Here is a 15,821-nt window from a genome sequence, read left to right on the forward strand (position 1 = left end):
TTTGGACATGTTTCACTATTATACTATCATGACCATTTGGGCATGTCAATAAGATTTTGAAAGGATCTATTGCAATGCCAACCTTGTTAAGTGAACGACTCAACGAGTTGAAAATGAATCGCAATTTGATGCAAAAAGCAATAGCAGATGGTATTCATGTTCCTCTCCGTACGTATCAAAGATACGAATACGGGGAACGTGAACCCAATGCGTCAACGTTGCTCGCCCTGGCCGACTACTTCGATGTCTCCATCGACTACCTCGTTGGCCGTACCGACAACCCCAAGGTCAACCGCTAACCCATCCTGACAGGCATCTGCCCCGCTCTGGCGGGGCTTTTCTTATGCCTGCTCTCAATGTCCATCATGGACATTGAGGGACGTATCACTCCCTTTCGTTCCCCCTTCAGTAGGGATTTTAGTTGCAAATATGGGATATATACCATATAATAGTAATAGAAGAACAGTTCCCTCAGAAAGGATATGTTTCATGCCCGTGTTTCAAATAGATTTTTATACCATGAAAAATGGGGACGAACCTGCAAAAGACTTTCTCCTCTCGTTGCCACCTAAAATGCGTGCCAAAATGCTCCGTACCATTGATCTGTTGGCTCAAAATGGAAATGAGCTACGTGAACCATATTCAAAGCCATTACGCAATGGTATCATGGAACTCCGCGCCAAAGTCGGGTCTGACATCTCGCGTGTATTGTATTTCTTCGTCGTTGGTCAACGTGTTATCTTGACACATGGCTTTATCAAAAAGACAAACAAAACCCCCGTTGCAGAAATCGAACGTGCCATCTCTTATCAGCAAGATTTTTTTGAAAGGTTGGATGAAAATGAGCAGCTATGACAACTTCTTCCAGGAACAGATGCGCGATCCTGAAGTAAAAGCAGAATATGATGCACTGGAACCCGAGTTCTCAATCATCCAGGCAATCATTGATGCTCGTAAAGAAAGTGGCCTTACTCAAAAAGAGCTGGCGTCCCGTACCGGCATTGCACAAGCTGATATCAGTAAGCTGGAACATGGCAATGCAAATCCTTCTCTCCGTACGCTTCAACGACTGGCAAATGGTATGGGCCGAAAATTGAAAATCAGTTTTTGCTAAATTCAAACAGGCATCTGCCCCGCTCCGGCGGGGCTTTTCTTATGCGTGCTTTTCACACTCCTCCTCTTGATTACTGTCTTCCAGCAGTCGATACCATGTATCGGGGAAGCTTAAAGCCACAGCGATACGTTTCGCCACCTGCGGCGAAGGACGGCGTTCACCGTTTTCGATGTAACTGTAATACTGAAAGGTAATCTGGGCTGCTTTAGACACGTCCAGCTGAGACAAGCCCTTCGCCAGACGTATATCTTTCAACCATTTACGCATAATATTCAACTCCTTGTTGATATTCAACATTATGTTTACTTTTATCTTATCTCAACATTATGTTGATGTCAACACATTTTGTTGAAAAACTTCGTTGTTTCAACTTTTTGTTGATATAATGATTCTATGGGGGTGGAGAAAATGATAATGTTGAAAATATTGCGTGAAAAGCACAATCTATCTCAAAAAGAAGTAGCTTTGGTCATCAATAAGTCACCACAAGCTTACAGCTTGTATGAACAGGGAAAACGAGAACCTGACATTGCCACATTGATGAAGCTGGCGGACTATTATAAAATTACAGTAGACGAATTGTTGAATCATGTCCCCGTCAAAAAGGAAGACAAATCTCACTCCACAAGTACAGAGACAGAGCCGCGCCTTCTTTTAGCGGAAAAGCAATTGATCCACCGCTACCGTCAGTTGAATCCGACAAGACAATCTGCCCTGCGTGATTTTGTCAATTATCTCTATATACAGGAACAGCAAGACCGCAAAGAACAAGAGGGCGCGTGATCTTGCACATCGTCAAGAAAACAAAAAAGCTGCCTCCGCAGTAGGGTGGCAGCTAAGGTGCTGAAAAGAGAGGATGAATCACATGGTGAAGGAAAGAATTCGACAATTTGGATCAGAAGACTTCCGTCGTGCGGTCAGCAATCTGAGCTTCGTCAAGGCTAGGAACTTTAATGGCGAATGGCGTTGGAATATTGACCTGGAGAAAATAGACAATGCCGAAATCCAGAAGAAGCTGGCGGGATTCCCTGAAGACGATGTGCAGCATTGGAAAAATCTGCTCAATAAATTGCTGCGAGAATCGGCTTCTGCAACAGCTCCTCAACTCGTACAAGAAAAGCCTGTTGTCTACCAGGCTACAACTCCGGCAGGATCTTCAGCGGACTCATTTGATGCCTTCATCCAGAAGATTGCCGACCAACAGCATGACGATTCTACGGTCTATACAGTCATCGGCGACATCATCAATGGGTATACATGCAAAGACGGCTCATTCCTGTTTACCATGCTCGATCATCATAACGATAAACAAACGATAGACTTATTCTTGCCAGTTAAACTTCTGGGAAAAGAAAACACGCTCAGTCTCTGGAACAATATGCGGGTTAAGGTATCTGGCAAGGCTTGCTTCAATTCTTTCCATGCCAATATAAAATTGAATGCGTATTCAATCGAAAGACTGGGTATATGCTCGCGTCAAAAAGAGCAGGAAGAATATAAAAAAGTGTGTACGCCCTACCGCCGCTCGTTGCAGGAGCAATGGAAATTTACCATCGACAATATCACAGATGTCGGTCTGATCACTGGCGGCTCTGAAAATAGCCCCATCCAAGGGGCCAGCGACTTCATTAAACGGCTAAATAAGAACCTGCGAGATCCCCAGCACCTTCACATAGAGTATGTCAAGATGTCAGATATCGAGGAAATCATATCTGCGTTGGATCGGCTGAATGCAGCTAAAACTTGTCAGGTCATTGCCATCGTCCGTGGCGGCGGTTCTCCAGAATCCCTGGCCTGTTACTCCAATCCGCAGCTGGTAAAGGCCATTTATGAGAGTCCTATCCCCGTAGTTACTGGCATCGGACATAATTCAGATGATTTGTTATGCAAACAGGCAGCCCGCTACAATGGCCAAACACCGACCGGTGCAGCCGATTTCATCAACCGCCAGTACTGCCTCCAGTACAACCGCCAGCGCGATCGCTATCAGGCAAAAATGGAATATCGTCGCATAAAGGCCAATGCTACGAAAGACGATCTGCTTGCTGAGAACGATGTACTGATGACAGAATTGCAGTTTGTACAGCAAGAGAACCAGCTGCTCCAGCAAAAAATCGATGAACTCAAGCATCGGAGCTTCATCAGCCGACTCTTCAATCTAGGATGAGTCTCACGTACTGCAAAATGAAACGCCCCACGGTTGATACCCGTGGGGCGTTTCATTTTGTGGCTAATCAGGCCACAACTTTCTATTCAACATTCTTCAAATTTTACTTTATACTGATTAAGCTGACTTGGAGATAGATATTTATCATTCTGGAGACGGCCTATCACAATTCCTGCGTTTACTCCAATGTTCTTTGCAAATTCGTTGATAGAGAAAATCGAAAAATTACATTGCTGAATAAAATGCAACAATTCTTTGTGAGGAATAAGTATTTCTGCCGCCATTGAATCAGCAGCATGTTCATCTTCACGTGAAGTACCTTTTGGCAGATAAATATGCCCTAAAATCACATGCGCTAACTCATGAAATAAACTAAACCAAAAGCGATCTGCATACTTTCCTCTCAAGGATATCCCAATCACAATTTTCTTGGTATTGTTATCATAGAATGATATTCCGTGTAAAAACGATCCTTCCAGTTTAGGCAAAAACACTAATGCTATGCCACAAGAACGCAATATTTCTGACAAGTTTGTTTCAAAATCCAATACTCTATGTGTCGTAAGTGAACGAATTTCTTTTAGCTTATGTTTCAGCCTTTCAGCCTGAAATGGAGCTACTTCAATTTCACGTGATTTAATTTTTGCATATTGAGCCAGAGTCAGCATAGAATACGTACTTTTTTCTGTATTAGATAAGCGTCTGCACGCAACTGGCATAAGATCTTTATTTTGTACAAAATGCAGATTACTCACTTCAAAAAATTTACATAAATTTGTCACTCGTTCACTGTTTTTTCTTGTTGGTGGAACCATCCCCCATTTAGCTATTTTATTATAAGGATATTTAGAAGCTAACTGCTCCTCCTCATCAGCATCTAGCTCTTTCTTTGCTTTTACAAGCTTTTCCTGATAAATCGCTTCTAAATTATTCCAAAAACGTGCAGGCAAGCCAAGAACTAATTCTAACCGCTCCGCCATCTCTGGAGTTAAATGCACATCTCCATTCATAAGTTTACTGACGTGCTTTTCAGAAAGACCCATACGGCTAGCAAATTCCTTTTGGGTCATGCCACGATCATCAAGCTGTTCTTTTATTGTAGCTCCAGGAGGTGTTGCAATATAACTCTTGCTCTCCAACATGACCATCACTCCCTATCAAGATTAATGATAATCCACTATTTCTTGTATTTCAGCAATTTGAATATCTATTCCATGCTTAACAAAGACCAAACGATATGGATGCACTAAATCCATAGCATATTGCCCATTACGATCACCATGAAGAGGATGACATCGCCCAATATGATAGCGTATTAGTTCTTCCACTGTTGACGTTGCAGTAATTTGATCAATTCGCAATTGAATCTTCCTCGCCATCTCTTCTCCATACTCTTTACGTGCGGCATCAGCATTGGTACACACCTTGTCTATGGCTTTGTTTTTATATTCAATCTCCAACGCTTCACCTCATTTACCTATTAGGTTAATTCAATCATACCATACATCTATAGGATATTCAAGGGAATTATTTACCTAACAGGTTAATATACATGAATAGATAAGAGGATGTCCAAGATGGACATCCTCTCTCTTGTATATCAACGACTATGGGTTGGCTCTTCTTGCTCAGGCGTAGAACGGCCTGTCTCTTCTTGTGCTTTCAGCAGGGCCGCGATCTTGATGTCCGATAGGATTGCTCCGACCTGGGCAGACTGACGGCTGCTGAAGAGCGTATGGATCTCGCGCACAAGCCGATGGGCAATCATTTCCCGGAAAACATCCTTCCGGCAATGGTCGATGGCACGCACTACGTCGGCAGGAACGCTCTTGATGATGGAATCCTTGTCCCCTGCTTTCCGGATGGTGTTCTTCACGTTCTGTAATCGCTGTAGGTACTCGGTCTTTCTCATTCCGGCAAAGAGCTTCGCCATCTGCTCCAGCTGGTTGATGCGCCAGATATTGTAGGATGCATGAGATCCGGTCGGCAGGGCCAGATCTGGCTTCTTTTCAATCAAATCCAGATAGACATCAGCAGCTTGGATACTGCCATACTGCTCTACGCCATAAGAGATGGCCTGGTCGATGAAGAATTCCGTATTGTCGATGATGTTCTGCTCATCAATCACGGCTTCTGCTTCATCGGCATTCAGATTCGCAAGATCAGCCAACTGATTGAGATCAGACGGCGTGATCTGATGCACGGCAATCTTCAAAGCCTCATCCTCAATGCCTTCTGCGTCCGTCCTACCACTATCTTCCATGCTATAGAAAATCATGCCGTAGGCTTCCGGGAAGTCCTCGTCGCTCATGTAGGCTGCGCCCTCTGAAATGGTATCTTCGTCGAGACGCGGCGGCATTTGCTGAAGAATATCACGCGATAAGTTATCCGCCGTGATAGTTTCATAAAAGGCCGGAGCCTCTTGACTCGGGCCGAAGTCCGCCAGATGATTGTCCAAGGCACTCTGGATGGCGTTGCAGTCCTCGTTGAAGGCTTTCCAACCCCAATATCGGTTTTCGCTGTACGTTCCGTCCAGGAGAAAATTCTCTTGCTTTATGCTCTTGACCTTGATGAACGCCTGCTGTAGATTCATCCTTACCTCTCCTTGCTCTCTTCCTTTGCTGCGACAAGCCCTTTATCCTGTAGATACTTGTCGGCCTGATTCTTCCAGGCCGTACACTGCTGCACGACGGCTTCCTTCGTCACGCCCTGGCTGCCGAGGAACTGGAACAAGCCTGCTTTGGACACAGGATCACGATCCATCAGCACGGCTGCTGTAATAGGCATGTCCAGGTTCTTGTTGGGCTGCTGGTCGTCGGGCTGTTTCTCCGGGAGCGGCGAGCTGATGGCTGCGATTTTCAAGTCCGTAAACGCCTTGCCTACGGCCTCTGCATTATATCCTGCTGCCATGGCAGAATCCGCTAATGCCTGGACAGCGCGCTCGCTCGTTTCCGGATTCAGGAGCTGCTGAACCGATATGGCATTGGCAGCCTCCTGCTTCACAGGACTCTCTTTAGCCGGTTCCTTCACTTCCTGCTTTTCCTGATTCTCCTGCTTTTGGGGAGCTTCTTCTGGCTGATTACTGGCCTCTGCCTGCTTGGCCTCCGCTTTCTGCTTGGCCAGCGGCGAGAGATTCAGAATGGCATTCCTGCGTTCGGTAAGGGCCGCAATACCTTTATCAAAGACTCCGGCAATACGCCTCAGGCCCTTGTCTGCCTCTGCGTATGCTTTCTGCCTGAACGCTTCACATGCGCGATGCGGAGCCTCTTTGATGTTCTGATACACGTTATGAACAGACTGACGTGCGGCCTGATAGAAGCTGCGGTGTTCCTGTGTCGGCTCTTTTTGAGCAGACTTCCTGGCTCCCTCTGCCTCACGCAGATAGTCAGCACCAGCCATCATGCATTTCATCATGGCATCCGGAGAGAAGTTGACCATGATTCGCTGCATCATCTCCAGCTGCTCCCGCATGGCAGCCATTTCCTGCTGCATGGTGCGGTCTCGCTCCATGAGTTTCTGATAAGCATCCTTAAAGAAGCTGTCTGCCTGCTGGATGGATGCTGCGGTGCGCTGCCGTGCTTCCTGTTTGACATCTGCCGGTTCCTGCTGCTGGTAGCTGGCATTCATCTTCTCCATGTTCTCGATGATCTGCTGGTGCTGCGGCTGAAATGCCTTCCACGTCTCCGGCTGCGGCCCTTCCAGCTTTTCTGCTTCCTGGAAGTTCTGGACAGACTCCTGCATCTGTCGCACAGGTTCATCGATTTCTTCGAACTCCTCCGACGGCATCAGTTCTTCCGCATCAGCCACTAGGCTATTCATGTAGCTGTCGTCATAGTAGGCGTTTGCATCCTGCATATCCTGCTCTTCTGCCTCATTACGCTTTTTTGTATCTGGCATAAGGCATTGCCCCTTTCTGATAATCCAATGATGAACTTCATGGTTCTATCTTACCAAGGGCAGTCTTTTTTCGAGCATCATTTTATTTCACACACCACAATATATGGTATCATATTGATTACGCATCCAACATATTGTATAATAAAGATAAGCAAAGCCACGATAAGCCGGAAAGCGGCGTATCTCGAATACTGTCTTCGGAAGTGTTGAGACGTTCTTCGGAACGTCTTTTCCGTGATTCGTGGTTCCTTATACGCGCTTCGGTAACGAAGCGTTTTTTATTTCTCATCTTTTCTTTCAGCAAAGCCACTTCTATAAAGGAAGTGTGATGAGAATGAACCTCCATCAAGAAGAAGGGCAGCGAAAGGCTGCTCTATATATCCGCGTCAGTACGATGTACCAGATTGATAAAGAGAGCCTGCCCCATCAGCGCGAGGAGCTGACGCGCTACGCAGAATATGCCTTGCACATCTCAGATTATGAGATTTTTGAAGACGCGGGCTTTTCCGGAAAGAACACCGATAGACCCGCTTATCAAGAGATGATGGCGCGGATCCGGCAGCATGAGTTCACCCACCTCATTGTCGACAAGATCGACCGGATCAGCCGCAATCTTCTCGACTTCGCTGCGATGTACGATGAATTGAAGAAGCTGGATGTCACATTCATCTCGCGCAATGAACAGTTTGACACGAGTTCGGCCATGGGTGAAGCCATGCTAAAGATCATTCTGGTCTTCGCGGAGCTGGAGCGGCATATGACTTCGGAGCGGGTATCGGCCATCATGGTAGATCGCGCAAAGAAGGGAAAATGGAATGGTGCCAATATCCCACTCGGCTATGACTGGTCGGAGAAGGCGGACTACCCCGTGGAGAATCCGCAGGAGGTCAAGATTGTCCAGATGATGTTCGATATGTATGAGAAGGGCTATAGCTGCAATAAGTTGACGCAGTACCTGAACGATCACGGCATCCGTGGCAAGCGCAACGGCCTCTGGACGACGGCCAGTGTCCGGCAGGTGCTGACGAACCCGTTCTACAAAGGCACGCTCCGCTATAATTACCGTCACAAGGCGCGGGGCTGCATCAAGAAAGAAAGTGAATGGATTGTCATTGAACACAACCATCCGAATATCATCTCAGAAGAACAGTGGGAGCATGTCAACGAGATCTTGAAGTCGCATAGCGTCACGCGGATCCGGAAGAAGCACGACCATGCGTTCAGCGGCCTCCTGACCTGTCTCTGCGGCGGCACGGGAGGCGCACGGCTGGATAAGCCCAGGCAAAACGGAGTACGCCCCTCATACTATGAATGCAACACCCACTGGCGCGTCAGCAAGACGCTCTGCGACAACAACCTGGCCATGAGCGATATGATGATCGGCACGTTCGTCTTTACCTACCTCAAGAACATGATCCGCATCCAGCAGCACATGGATGAAGCCACAACACCAGAAGAAATGGAAGCCGAGTTGCTGAAAGGCGATTGCTTCCGAGATGTTTCCGGCATGGAAAAGGCATCCCTCCAAAAAATCTACGCGGTGTTCTGCAAGAACAGCAATGTGGCCTATCAAGAGGATGATCCACTGCGCTATGATGATCCTGATGTAATCGCTGGAAACCAGGTCAAGGAGCTGGAGAAGAAGCGTCAGGCTCATGAGCGCGCCTTGGAGCGGCTGAACAAGGCATACCTCTACGCAGAGATTGGGTTGTCCGAGAAAGAGTACCTGCAAAACAGGCAAGAGATCATGCAGGCTATCCAGGACATTGACCAGAAGATTCAGGTCATCAAACCCAATAGCAGCAGCGAGGATGACATTGCCTTCCTGGAAGCATCCAGCAATTTCATCATCAAGCAAGAACTCCTTTCAGACGAGCCGATCCAATGGATGGACTTCGCCCTTCATGTCAACGCATCCACCATCCACCAATTCCTATGCGCTATCGTGACAAAGATTGTCTTCTACCAGAGACGCATCCTATCCATCGAGTTCAAGAACGGTGTCGTACATCGCTTCTTGTACCGTGAATGATTCACAACATACTTGCAATCACCCCTACATTCGTATATACTATGTATATACGGAGGTGATAGCAATGTTAGCAACGATTTCTAAATGGGGAAATGGGCATGGCATCCGTCTTTCTCGAAAATTGATGGAAGAAGCCAATCTTTCGTCGTCCGATAAGCTGGAAGTTATAGTCAAAGCAGACAAATCTATCATCCTACGCCACGTACCAAAGACAAAAGCGGCTCGCTTTATGGAACTCTTTGGTGACTATAAGGGAGATTGGAAATGCTGCGAAGCCGAAACTGGGCCAGCTGTTGGAAATGAGGTGATTCGATGAATCGATATCCTCATGCGAGGGATATCATCCTTCTTGATTTTGATCCTCAAAGCGGTCATGAAATCAAGAAGAAGCGTCCGGCTCTTGTGATATCTAATGACGCTTTCAACAAATTGACAGGGTTGGCCATGGTGTGTCCCATAACATCTACACATCGAGACATTCCGCTGCACGTATCCTTGGATACACAAACAAATACACATGGTGATATTCTCTGCGAACAAGTCAAGTCGCTGGATTATCGAGCCAGGAATTGGAAGTTTCTTGAACGATGCCCACAAGAGCTATTTGACAAAGCCTTGTTTATCGTAAATGCTATTCTAGGAGAATGAACAACAAAGGCCCTCAGGCATTGCCTGAGGGCCTTTTAGAGTACAGTTGGGATGGCAGATACGGCGGTTACATCGTAGAATCAGCATTCATCTGACAGCCATAGACCAAAAGATAAGCAAATTTATGCAACTTGCCATCTATCATTTTCATAAAATCGCTCCGTCCTTTTTCCTGCATATTTCTATTTGCGAATTCGTAATCAAGACTTTATTTTAGCAAAAATCCTTTTCCTTGTCCATGACTTCCTGCATGCCAGTCTCCGGCAGTTCCTCGCAAAGCAAAGCAAAAATGGAGCCGCACTTCAGCAGCTCCATTCTTCCGGCTTCTATATCAAAATCAAAGTTTGGCAATCTTATGCAGCGTTTCGATGATGAGGTCAACCTGTGGTTTGACCGTGGCGAGCACGAGGTGTTCATTCGGACTGTGAATGTCCTTTGTCGTCACACCGATGGAAACCATATCGAGCTTTGGATTCTTGCGGAAATGCCAGCCGCACTCAAGGCCTGCATGGATGGTCTCGACCTTCATGGGTTTGCCGTTCTGCTCAGCAAATGTCTCGGCGACAATCTTAGCGAGACGGCTGTCCTTGTTTTCCTTCCAGCCTGGGGACTGTGTGCCGATATGAGCCGTGAAGCCCGTAAGTGCTGCAACAGTCTCAGCGTACTGGCGGAATTCGTCGAGCTTCTGGTCAATGGCCGAACGCGGGAAGAACTGGATTTCTACCTCATCCTCGCTCATATTGACGACACCGAGGTTCGCACTCGTCTCAACGAGCCCCGGAATGACCGAAGACATCGAGTAAACACCCGTATGCAGGATGGTCAGCAGGCGCAGAAGACGCTGCGTGTCACCAGCCTTGAGCACGTTCTGCGGGGCTTCGATGCTCGTCAGCGGCACGAGAATCTGCGGCTCGACATTGCCGTACATCTGCATAAAGCGTTCTTGCTGGTCCTTGATGACAGTCTCAATATCTTCCTTGGCAATGTCCGTGACAAATACGGCTTTGGCATCATTTGGAATGGCATTGCGCGCCTTGCCGCCCGTCAGGGAAGCAAGCTCAATCTCGCCCTTCTTGGCAAGCTCCGTCAAAATCATGGCAAGCGTGCGGATGGCATTGCCGCGGCCATCACCGATGCGTTCGCCCGAATGGCCGCCGCGCAGACCTTTGACCTCAATCTGCCAGGCAGCCGACGTTTCCGGGTCCACGCGTTTGAGCTCACGCGTGAAATCAAGGTCCACACTGCCGGCGCTGCCGACCGTCAGTTCATCATAATTCTCACTGTCACAGTTGATGAGGAACGACGCATCCTTGAGATGGTCAGCCGAAAGGCGGATGGCACCCGTCATGCTCTGTTCCTCATCGGTCGTGACAATCAGGCGCAGCGGACCGTGGTCCTTGGCCGTCTTCATGATATAGATGGCCTCTGCCACGCCGATGCCGTCATCCGCGCCAAGGCTCGTGCCCTCGGCCGAAAGGAATTCATCCGTGCGCACAAGCTTGATGGGGTCTTTGAGTGGGTCGTAAGCATAGCCTTCCTCAGCTACGCAGACCATATCCATATGGCCCTGCAGGATGGTGAGCGGAGCCTGCTCGAAGCCGGCCGACGCCTTCTTGTCCGCGATGATGTTGTTGGCCTCATCCTGCGTGACCGTAAAGCCAAGCCCCGTCAAATAATCCTTCAAAAAGTCGCTGACGGCCTTTTCATGACCGGATTTGCGCGGAATGGCCGCGAGTTTGGCAAACTCCGCGAGCACGCCTTCGAGTATGGTATCTTTTTCTGCATCATTCTGTTTCATCTGCAATGCCCCTTTTCACACAACATAAAACAGCCTGCCTCACGAGGCAGGCTGGCATGAATCCATGGCTAAACCGGACCGATATTAATCATTAATCCTTGAGTGCTTCTGGCATAGCCTCAGCTACATCGACACCTTCCGGCGCATAGAGCACAATCTGCTCTGAGATGCGTTTGGCACAGCCATTGACAATATAGCAGGCACCGTTGACAAAATCGCAGATACGGCGCTGGTCCTCTGCGGCAACACGCTCGTAGTTGACTACAACAGCTTTGCCGCCCTTGAGGTTATCCGCAATATCCGTGACCTGGTCAAAATTCTCCGGTACATAAATCTGTACGCGAAGCTCCGGCACTCTCGTCGTATGAACCGTCAGCTGGGGACGCGATGCCTTCGCCTTGGCGCGGTAAGAAGAATCATATTCCGACTCTGGGCGCTGTACATAGATAGAGCTGCCGCCCGAAACCTTGTACTCTTCCGTCGCAGAAGCAGCTGCTGCTTTCTTTGCAGTCGTCTGCTGGACTTTTTTCTGGTCCACAGCAGCTTCATTCTCTTCTACTTCTACGTCTTCCCAAGGCATCAGCACATCAAGCAGACCCTGGAACTTGCCCTTGATCTTATCTACACCGCTCATAACATCTCGTCCTTCCACCTGAATTCATATCAAAACAGTTCATTATATACAAACATATGTAAAAAACTGAATTTAACTATCAACATGATACCACATCCTGCAAAAGATGTAAAGCCAGAAGCTCCTATGTCCATCGGCACGCCCATCACATTTTGCAGGCAGCAAACATTCTGGGCTGACTTCGACATCATGCACGGATGATGACGCAGCCGCGCTGTTTTTTTGCTTCGTAAAGGGCTTTGTCGGCCTTCTCGAGCATATCCTGCAGGCGTCCTTGGCCGTAGGTGCCGCCGATACTGATTGACAGGTGAAGCTGCGGATAGTCGGGTACTGTCAGCTCTCTTACGGCCTCGCAGATTTCGTCGAGTTTCCTTGCAAAGACGTCCCGCGGGATTTCCTCGAACGCCAGCAGGAATTCGTCGCCGCCGTAGCGCAGCAGGATATCGGTCTTGCGGATGCACGAGTAGATGGCGCGTGCGACCGACCAGAGCGCCTTATCGCCGGCCTTGTGCAGCCACGTGTCATTGATTGTCTTGAAGCGGTCGACATCGATCATCGCGACGGCCTGCACCGGCATGCCCGCCACCTGCTCGTCGTAATAGCGGCGGTTCTTGACCTGTGTCAGCGAGTCGTTGAACATCTGCTCGTTGTAGCGCGTGATGCGTTTGACGAATTCGTTCTTGCCGTAGGCCCCGACGAGCGTATCGCTGCTTAAGTGCAGGATATTCTCGAGCACGTAGGACTTTCCCTCAATCTGCAGATAGTCCGACACGACGAGATACGCCTCATCGTCAATAAACTCGAATTTCGAAGCCTTCTTCTGCGTCGTCAGAGCCTTCATGGAGATGCAGTTGCAGCAGCGCGCATTCTTCTTCCAAAGGCAGTAGCAGTAATCCTGTTCCGGCGTCAATTCGCCCATGAGGCTGCATTGAAAGGCACGGTTCGTCATGGGATCCACGACGCGGACGACGTCAAAAACCGTCCGGAGCTCCTTGATGCGCCTCACGAGCCCCAGCCGCGTCAGGCCCTTATCTGCCTCTTCTCGTTTAGTCATGAACACATTCCTCTTCCTCTTTCTGAGCAGACCTATAGTTCATCTTGTTTTGATAAAGAGCAAGCAAATCCGCGAGCGGCAGGGGCTTGCTGTAAAGATAGCCCTGCTGCTTCGTGCAGCCGCACTGCCGCAGAAATTCGGCTTGCTCCTCGGTCTCGACGCCCTCGGCGACCGTCTCGATGCCGATTTTCTTCGTCAGTTCAATGACGCATTCGATGACGTAGCGGCTGATTTTATTCTGGCCGAGACGGCGAATGAATTTCATATCGAGCTTGAAGAGCTCAAAGGGGTACTCGTCAACGATGTTCAGGGAAGAATACTCGCTGCCAAAATCATCGAGCCAGACCGTAAAGCCCGCCTTGTGAAAATCATCAATGACGCTTCTAAGAAGCTCGGGGTCCTGCCCAAGCGCCCGCTCCGTGATCTCGATTGTAATGTATTTTTTGTCGATGCCGGCCTCTTTGAGACACGTCTCGATTTTCTCCCGCATCTGGCAAGACCGGAAATCGTTCAGCGACAGATTCAGAGAGACCGGCACGAGCTTGATGCCTGCCTCCCGTTTCGCCTTCATCGCCTTGATGATGAACTTAATCATATAGAGGTCGAGCTTGAAAAGAAGGCCCGCATCCTCGAGCACGGGGATAAACTGATTCGGCGGGATCATGCCCCTCGTCGGCGAAATCCAGCGCGCGAGGGCCTCCTCGTCCGTGATTTCACCGGTCTCCGAGTCGACGATTGGCTGGAAATACGCCTGAATCCAGTCATTGTGCAGGGCTTCCCTGAAGTGGTTGAAGACGTACTCCTTTTGGGCCGTCTGCTCGTGCAGCTCACTGTTGTAATAGACGTGATGCATGCGGAACGAGCCGCGCTCGGAGTCGCAGGCAATCTTCGCGCGGTCGCAGGCCGTCGCCGTCGGGACGCTTTCAAAAGAGTCCGCATAGATGCCGACGCGCAGCGGCAGCACATTGCCATGGTTGACCTTCTTCAGTTCGTCAAAGAGGGTATCGAGCTGTGCCTTCAGCATAAAACTGTCGGTAAACGCCGCAAAATGGTCGCCCGAAAAACGCCCCGCCTGCTCCGTGCCAAACGTCCTGCGCAGCAGCTTGCCAAACTCCCGCAGGAGTGTATCACCGGCCGTAAAGCCGTGGCGGTCGTTGAAAATCTTCATATTGCTGAAGTCCATGTAGAGGATGACGGGCTCTTTGTTCTCGAGGTAATACTGCTTTTTCCCCTCTTCGGCGAGCTGCAGAAAGTACGTCATATTCGGCAGGCCCGTCAAATCGTCGTAGCGGTTCTGCCGCGCCATGACGCCGATTTTGATATTCTCCGTGATGTACGAATGCATCATCTTTTCCACGCGGGACTTGTCGCCGGCCATATCCTGCGTCTCGTCCATATACCAGACAACGAAGAGATTATCCTTGCCCTGCAGATGGATGCGCCTGCCGTCCGCATGAATGATATGATAATCTTTTTGCTCGCTGGTCTTATTGCGGTAGACAGCACTGTACTCTTCCCCATTCGCCACGAAATCGTAAGCGAGGTCCGAGATGCGCGCGACATCGTCGGGATGGGCGTCGCGGTACATATCGCGGTCCAGCAGCTGCACGGCCTCTTCATACGATTTGAGACAAAAAAGGTCGAGAAATCCCTTGGAAAGGGCTACCGTCTTGACCTTCTGCTCGGCAAATTCATATATAGCAAACGGTACCGGCGAAACCTTGACCGCCTCTTTCAACATATCGGGTAAACGAAACCGATTCATACTGATATCCCCTCTTTGCCTATGGCATTCATGCGTGAACGTACTCCCGCCTATAGTATTTTCCATTCAACTTGCGCTTCTATTTTTCAAGTATGTTCCGCACTCTCTTTTGCAGCTCCGGCACAACATCTTCTTCAAACCACGGATTCTTCCTCAGCCAAATATTGTTTAAAGGACTCGGATGCACAATGGGGAAATATTGGGGCAGATAGTCATGGAACGCTTTTACCGTTTCCGTAAGATTCTTCTTCTCTTTCCCTTTGAGATAATAACGAACAGCATAGCCGCCAATCAAAACAGTCAACTGAATGTTCGGCATCATGCTGCGCAGTGCTTTGTGGTATTCTTTCGCAATAAAGGCACGCGGCGGCAGATCACCTGTCTTCGCTTTTCCCGGATAATAAAAATCCATTGGCATAATGGCGATATCCTCGGAATAAAACGTATCCCGACTAATCCCCAGCCACTCCATCAAACGTTCTCCGGATTTATCGTTAAACGGAATCCCTGTCTCCTCAACTTTTTTACCCGGTGCCTGACCGATAATCAAAATCCGCGCTGACGGGCTGCTTTGGAATACTGGTAAAATACCGCGCTCTGTATATGACCGGTTCCGTTCATCCTCTTTTAATTTTTGTACAAACTCTTCTAACTTATCCACCTGTATACTCCTTCATTAGGATTTTGACATCAATACTACTGTCTCAACGTG

The 15,821-nt window shown here is 48.7% G+C and carries 18 protein-coding genes; 8 read left to right on the top strand and 10 right to left on the bottom strand.

The features are described from left to right. Positions 1-74: 74 nt before the first annotated feature. The 3 genes from ACI4OH_RS07000 to ACI4OH_RS07010 all read left to right on the top strand — a co-directional run bounded on the left by ACI4OH_RS07000 (position 75) and on the right by ACI4OH_RS07010 (position 1,114). Positions 75-299 carry a helix-turn-helix domain-containing protein gene (locus ACI4OH_RS07000; protein WP_439784478.1) on the top strand — a complete coding sequence of 75 codons (225 nt, stop codon included), beginning with the start codon at positions 75-77 and terminating at the stop codon, positions 297-299. Between the two features lie 190 nt (positions 300-489). Then, complete coding sequence (locus ACI4OH_RS07005; RefSeq protein ID WP_439784479.1) at positions 490-855, top strand: type II toxin-antitoxin system RelE/ParE family toxin; 366 nt, start codon at positions 490-492, stop codon at positions 853-855. Beyond that, positions 842-1,114, top strand: a complete 273-nt coding sequence (locus ACI4OH_RS07010) for a helix-turn-helix domain-containing protein (RefSeq protein ID WP_303105388.1) — start codon at positions 842-844, stop codon at positions 1,112-1,114. Before ACI4OH_RS07005 ends, ACI4OH_RS07010 begins: the two co-directional genes overlap by 14 nt. A gap of 39 nt (positions 1,115-1,153) precedes the next feature. Here ACI4OH_RS07010 and ACI4OH_RS07015 read toward each other — a convergent pair whose 3' ends face one another. After that, on the bottom strand, positions 1,154-1,381 hold the full coding sequence (locus ACI4OH_RS07015; protein ID WP_439784480.1) for a helix-turn-helix transcriptional regulator: 228 nt from the start codon (positions 1,379-1,381) through the stop codon (positions 1,154-1,156). Positions 1,382-1,522: 141 nt separating this feature from the next. On the opposite strand from ACI4OH_RS07015, the gene ACI4OH_RS07020 reads away from it, so the two are divergent. Continuing rightward, the gene (locus tag ACI4OH_RS07020) at positions 1,523-1,897 is read left to right on the top strand and encodes a helix-turn-helix domain-containing protein (protein ID WP_439784481.1); all 375 of its coding nucleotides are present in this window, start codon (positions 1,523-1,525) and stop codon (positions 1,895-1,897) included. A gap of 82 nt (positions 1,898-1,979) precedes the next feature. Further along, entirely contained in the window at positions 1,980-3,281 is a 1,302-nt protein-coding gene (locus ACI4OH_RS07025; RefSeq protein ID WP_439784482.1) for an exodeoxyribonuclease VII large subunit, read from the top strand. Between the two features lie 86 nt (positions 3,282-3,367). On the opposite strand, the gene ACI4OH_RS07030 is transcribed toward ACI4OH_RS07025, so the two are convergent. From ACI4OH_RS07030 to ACI4OH_RS07045, 4 genes are all read right to left on the bottom strand, one after another. Next, positions 3,368-4,423 (bottom strand): helix-turn-helix domain-containing protein, encoded by a 1,056-nt coding sequence (locus ACI4OH_RS07030; protein ID WP_439784483.1) that lies wholly within the window; start codon positions 4,421-4,423, stop codon positions 3,368-3,370. 21 nt (positions 4,424-4,444) lie between these two features. Further along, entirely contained in the window at positions 4,445-4,741 is a 297-nt protein-coding gene (locus tag ACI4OH_RS07035) for a type II toxin-antitoxin system RelE/ParE family toxin (RefSeq protein WP_439784484.1), read from the bottom strand. A 140-nt stretch (positions 4,742-4,881) separates the two neighbouring features. After that, complete coding sequence (locus tag ACI4OH_RS07040; RefSeq protein ID WP_439784485.1) at positions 4,882-5,874, bottom strand: hypothetical protein; 993 nt, start codon at positions 5,872-5,874, stop codon at positions 4,882-4,884. 2 nt (positions 5,875-5,876) lie between these two features. Continuing rightward, positions 5,877-7,178, bottom strand: a complete 1,302-nt coding sequence (locus ACI4OH_RS07045; protein ID WP_439784486.1) for a hypothetical protein — start codon at positions 7,176-7,178, stop codon at positions 5,877-5,879. Positions 7,179-7,512: 334 nt separating this feature from the next. Between ACI4OH_RS07045 and ACI4OH_RS07050 the strand changes: the two genes are divergently transcribed. The 3 genes from ACI4OH_RS07050 (at position 7,513) to ACI4OH_RS07060 (ending at position 9,858) form a co-directional block, all read left to right on the top strand. After that, positions 7,513-9,210: a recombinase family protein gene (locus tag ACI4OH_RS07050; protein WP_439784487.1), complete on the top strand. Its 1,698-nt coding sequence runs from the start codon at positions 7,513-7,515 to the stop codon at positions 9,208-9,210. Positions 9,211-9,274: 64 nt separating this feature from the next. Beyond that, positions 9,275-9,526 (top strand): AbrB/MazE/SpoVT family DNA-binding domain-containing protein, encoded by a 252-nt coding sequence (locus ACI4OH_RS07055; RefSeq protein WP_439784488.1) that lies wholly within the window; start codon positions 9,275-9,277, stop codon positions 9,524-9,526. Then, complete coding sequence (locus ACI4OH_RS07060) at positions 9,523-9,858, top strand: type II toxin-antitoxin system PemK/MazF family toxin (RefSeq protein WP_439784489.1); 336 nt, start codon at positions 9,523-9,525, stop codon at positions 9,856-9,858. The genes ACI4OH_RS07055 and ACI4OH_RS07060 overlap by 4 nt, the downstream gene beginning before the upstream one ends. A gap of 337 nt (positions 9,859-10,195) precedes the next feature. Here ACI4OH_RS07060 and pepD read toward each other — a convergent pair whose 3' ends face one another. From pepD to ACI4OH_RS07085, 5 genes are all read right to left on the bottom strand, one after another. Beyond that, the gene (gene pepD, locus ACI4OH_RS07065) at positions 10,196-11,656 is read right to left on the bottom strand and encodes a beta-Ala-His dipeptidase (RefSeq protein ID WP_435721341.1); all 1,461 of its coding nucleotides are present in this window, start codon (positions 11,654-11,656) and stop codon (positions 10,196-10,198) included. A 91-nt stretch (positions 11,657-11,747) separates the two neighbouring features. Next, complete coding sequence (locus ACI4OH_RS07070) at positions 11,748-12,290, bottom strand: cell division protein SepF (protein WP_432648283.1); 543 nt, start codon at positions 12,288-12,290, stop codon at positions 11,748-11,750. 187 nt (positions 12,291-12,477) lie between these two features. After that, positions 12,478-13,344 (bottom strand): GGDEF domain-containing protein, encoded by an 867-nt coding sequence (locus ACI4OH_RS07075; protein WP_435721340.1) that lies wholly within the window; start codon positions 13,342-13,344, stop codon positions 12,478-12,480. Further along, positions 13,337-15,109, bottom strand: coding sequence for an EAL domain-containing protein (locus ACI4OH_RS07080; RefSeq protein WP_439784490.1), 1,773 nt, complete (start codon positions 15,107-15,109; stop codon positions 13,337-13,339). The genes ACI4OH_RS07075 and ACI4OH_RS07080 overlap by 8 nt, the downstream gene beginning before the upstream one ends. A gap of 79 nt (positions 15,110-15,188) precedes the next feature. After that, a complete protein-coding gene (locus ACI4OH_RS07085) occupies positions 15,189-15,770 on the bottom strand; it encodes a uracil-DNA glycosylase family protein (protein WP_439784491.1) in 582 nt (193 codons plus the stop codon). Between the last annotated feature and the right edge of the window lie 51 nt (positions 15,771-15,821).

The sequence above is a fragment of the Mitsuokella apri genome (genome assembly GCF_051886055.1).
Classification (GTDB): domain Bacteria; phylum Bacillota; class Negativicutes; order Selenomonadales; family Selenomonadaceae; genus Mitsuokella.

Coding starts and splice junctions, on each gene's coding strand:
- ACI4OH_RS07010 (WP_303105388.1), top strand. CDS start 842: ATGAGCAGCTATGACAACTTCTTCCAGGAACAGATGCGCGATCCTGAA.
- ACI4OH_RS07030 (WP_439784483.1), bottom strand. CDS start 4,423: ATGTTGGAGAGCAAGAGTTATATTGCAACACCTCCTGGAGCTACAATA.
- ACI4OH_RS07050 (WP_439784487.1), top strand. CDS start 7,513: ATGAACCTCCATCAAGAAGAAGGGCAGCGAAAGGCTGCTCTATATATC.
- ACI4OH_RS07015 (WP_439784480.1), bottom strand. CDS start 1,381: ATGCGTAAATGGTTGAAAGATATACGTCTGGCGAAGGGCTTGTCTCAG.
- ACI4OH_RS07000 (WP_439784478.1), top strand. CDS start 75: ATGCCAACCTTGTTAAGTGAACGACTCAACGAGTTGAAAATGAATCGC.
- ACI4OH_RS07005 (WP_439784479.1), top strand. CDS start 490: ATGCCCGTGTTTCAAATAGATTTTTATACCATGAAAAATGGGGACGAA.
- ACI4OH_RS07080 (WP_439784490.1), bottom strand. CDS start 15,109: ATGAATCGGTTTCGTTTACCCGATATGTTGAAAGAGGCGGTCAAGGTT.
- ACI4OH_RS07055 (WP_439784488.1), top strand. CDS start 9,275: ATGTTAGCAACGATTTCTAAATGGGGAAATGGGCATGGCATCCGTCTT.
- pepD (WP_435721341.1), bottom strand. CDS start 11,656: ATGAAACAGAATGATGCAGAAAAAGATACCATACTCGAAGGCGTGCTC.
- ACI4OH_RS07070 (WP_432648283.1), bottom strand. CDS start 12,290: ATGAGCGGTGTAGATAAGATCAAGGGCAAGTTCCAGGGTCTGCTTGAT.
- ACI4OH_RS07025 (WP_439784482.1), top strand. CDS start 1,980: ATGGTGAAGGAAAGAATTCGACAATTTGGATCAGAAGACTTCCGTCGT.
- ACI4OH_RS07060 (WP_439784489.1), top strand. CDS start 9,523: ATGAATCGATATCCTCATGCGAGGGATATCATCCTTCTTGATTTTGAT.
- ACI4OH_RS07045 (WP_439784486.1), bottom strand. CDS start 7,178: ATGCCAGATACAAAAAAGCGTAATGAGGCAGAAGAGCAGGATATGCAG.
- ACI4OH_RS07075 (WP_435721340.1), bottom strand. CDS start 13,344: ATGACTAAACGAGAAGAGGCAGATAAGGGCCTGACGCGGCTGGGGCTC.
- ACI4OH_RS07020 (WP_439784481.1), top strand. CDS start 1,523: ATGATAATGTTGAAAATATTGCGTGAAAAGCACAATCTATCTCAAAAA.
- ACI4OH_RS07040 (WP_439784485.1), bottom strand. CDS start 5,874: ATGAATCTACAGCAGGCGTTCATCAAGGTCAAGAGCATAAAGCAAGAG.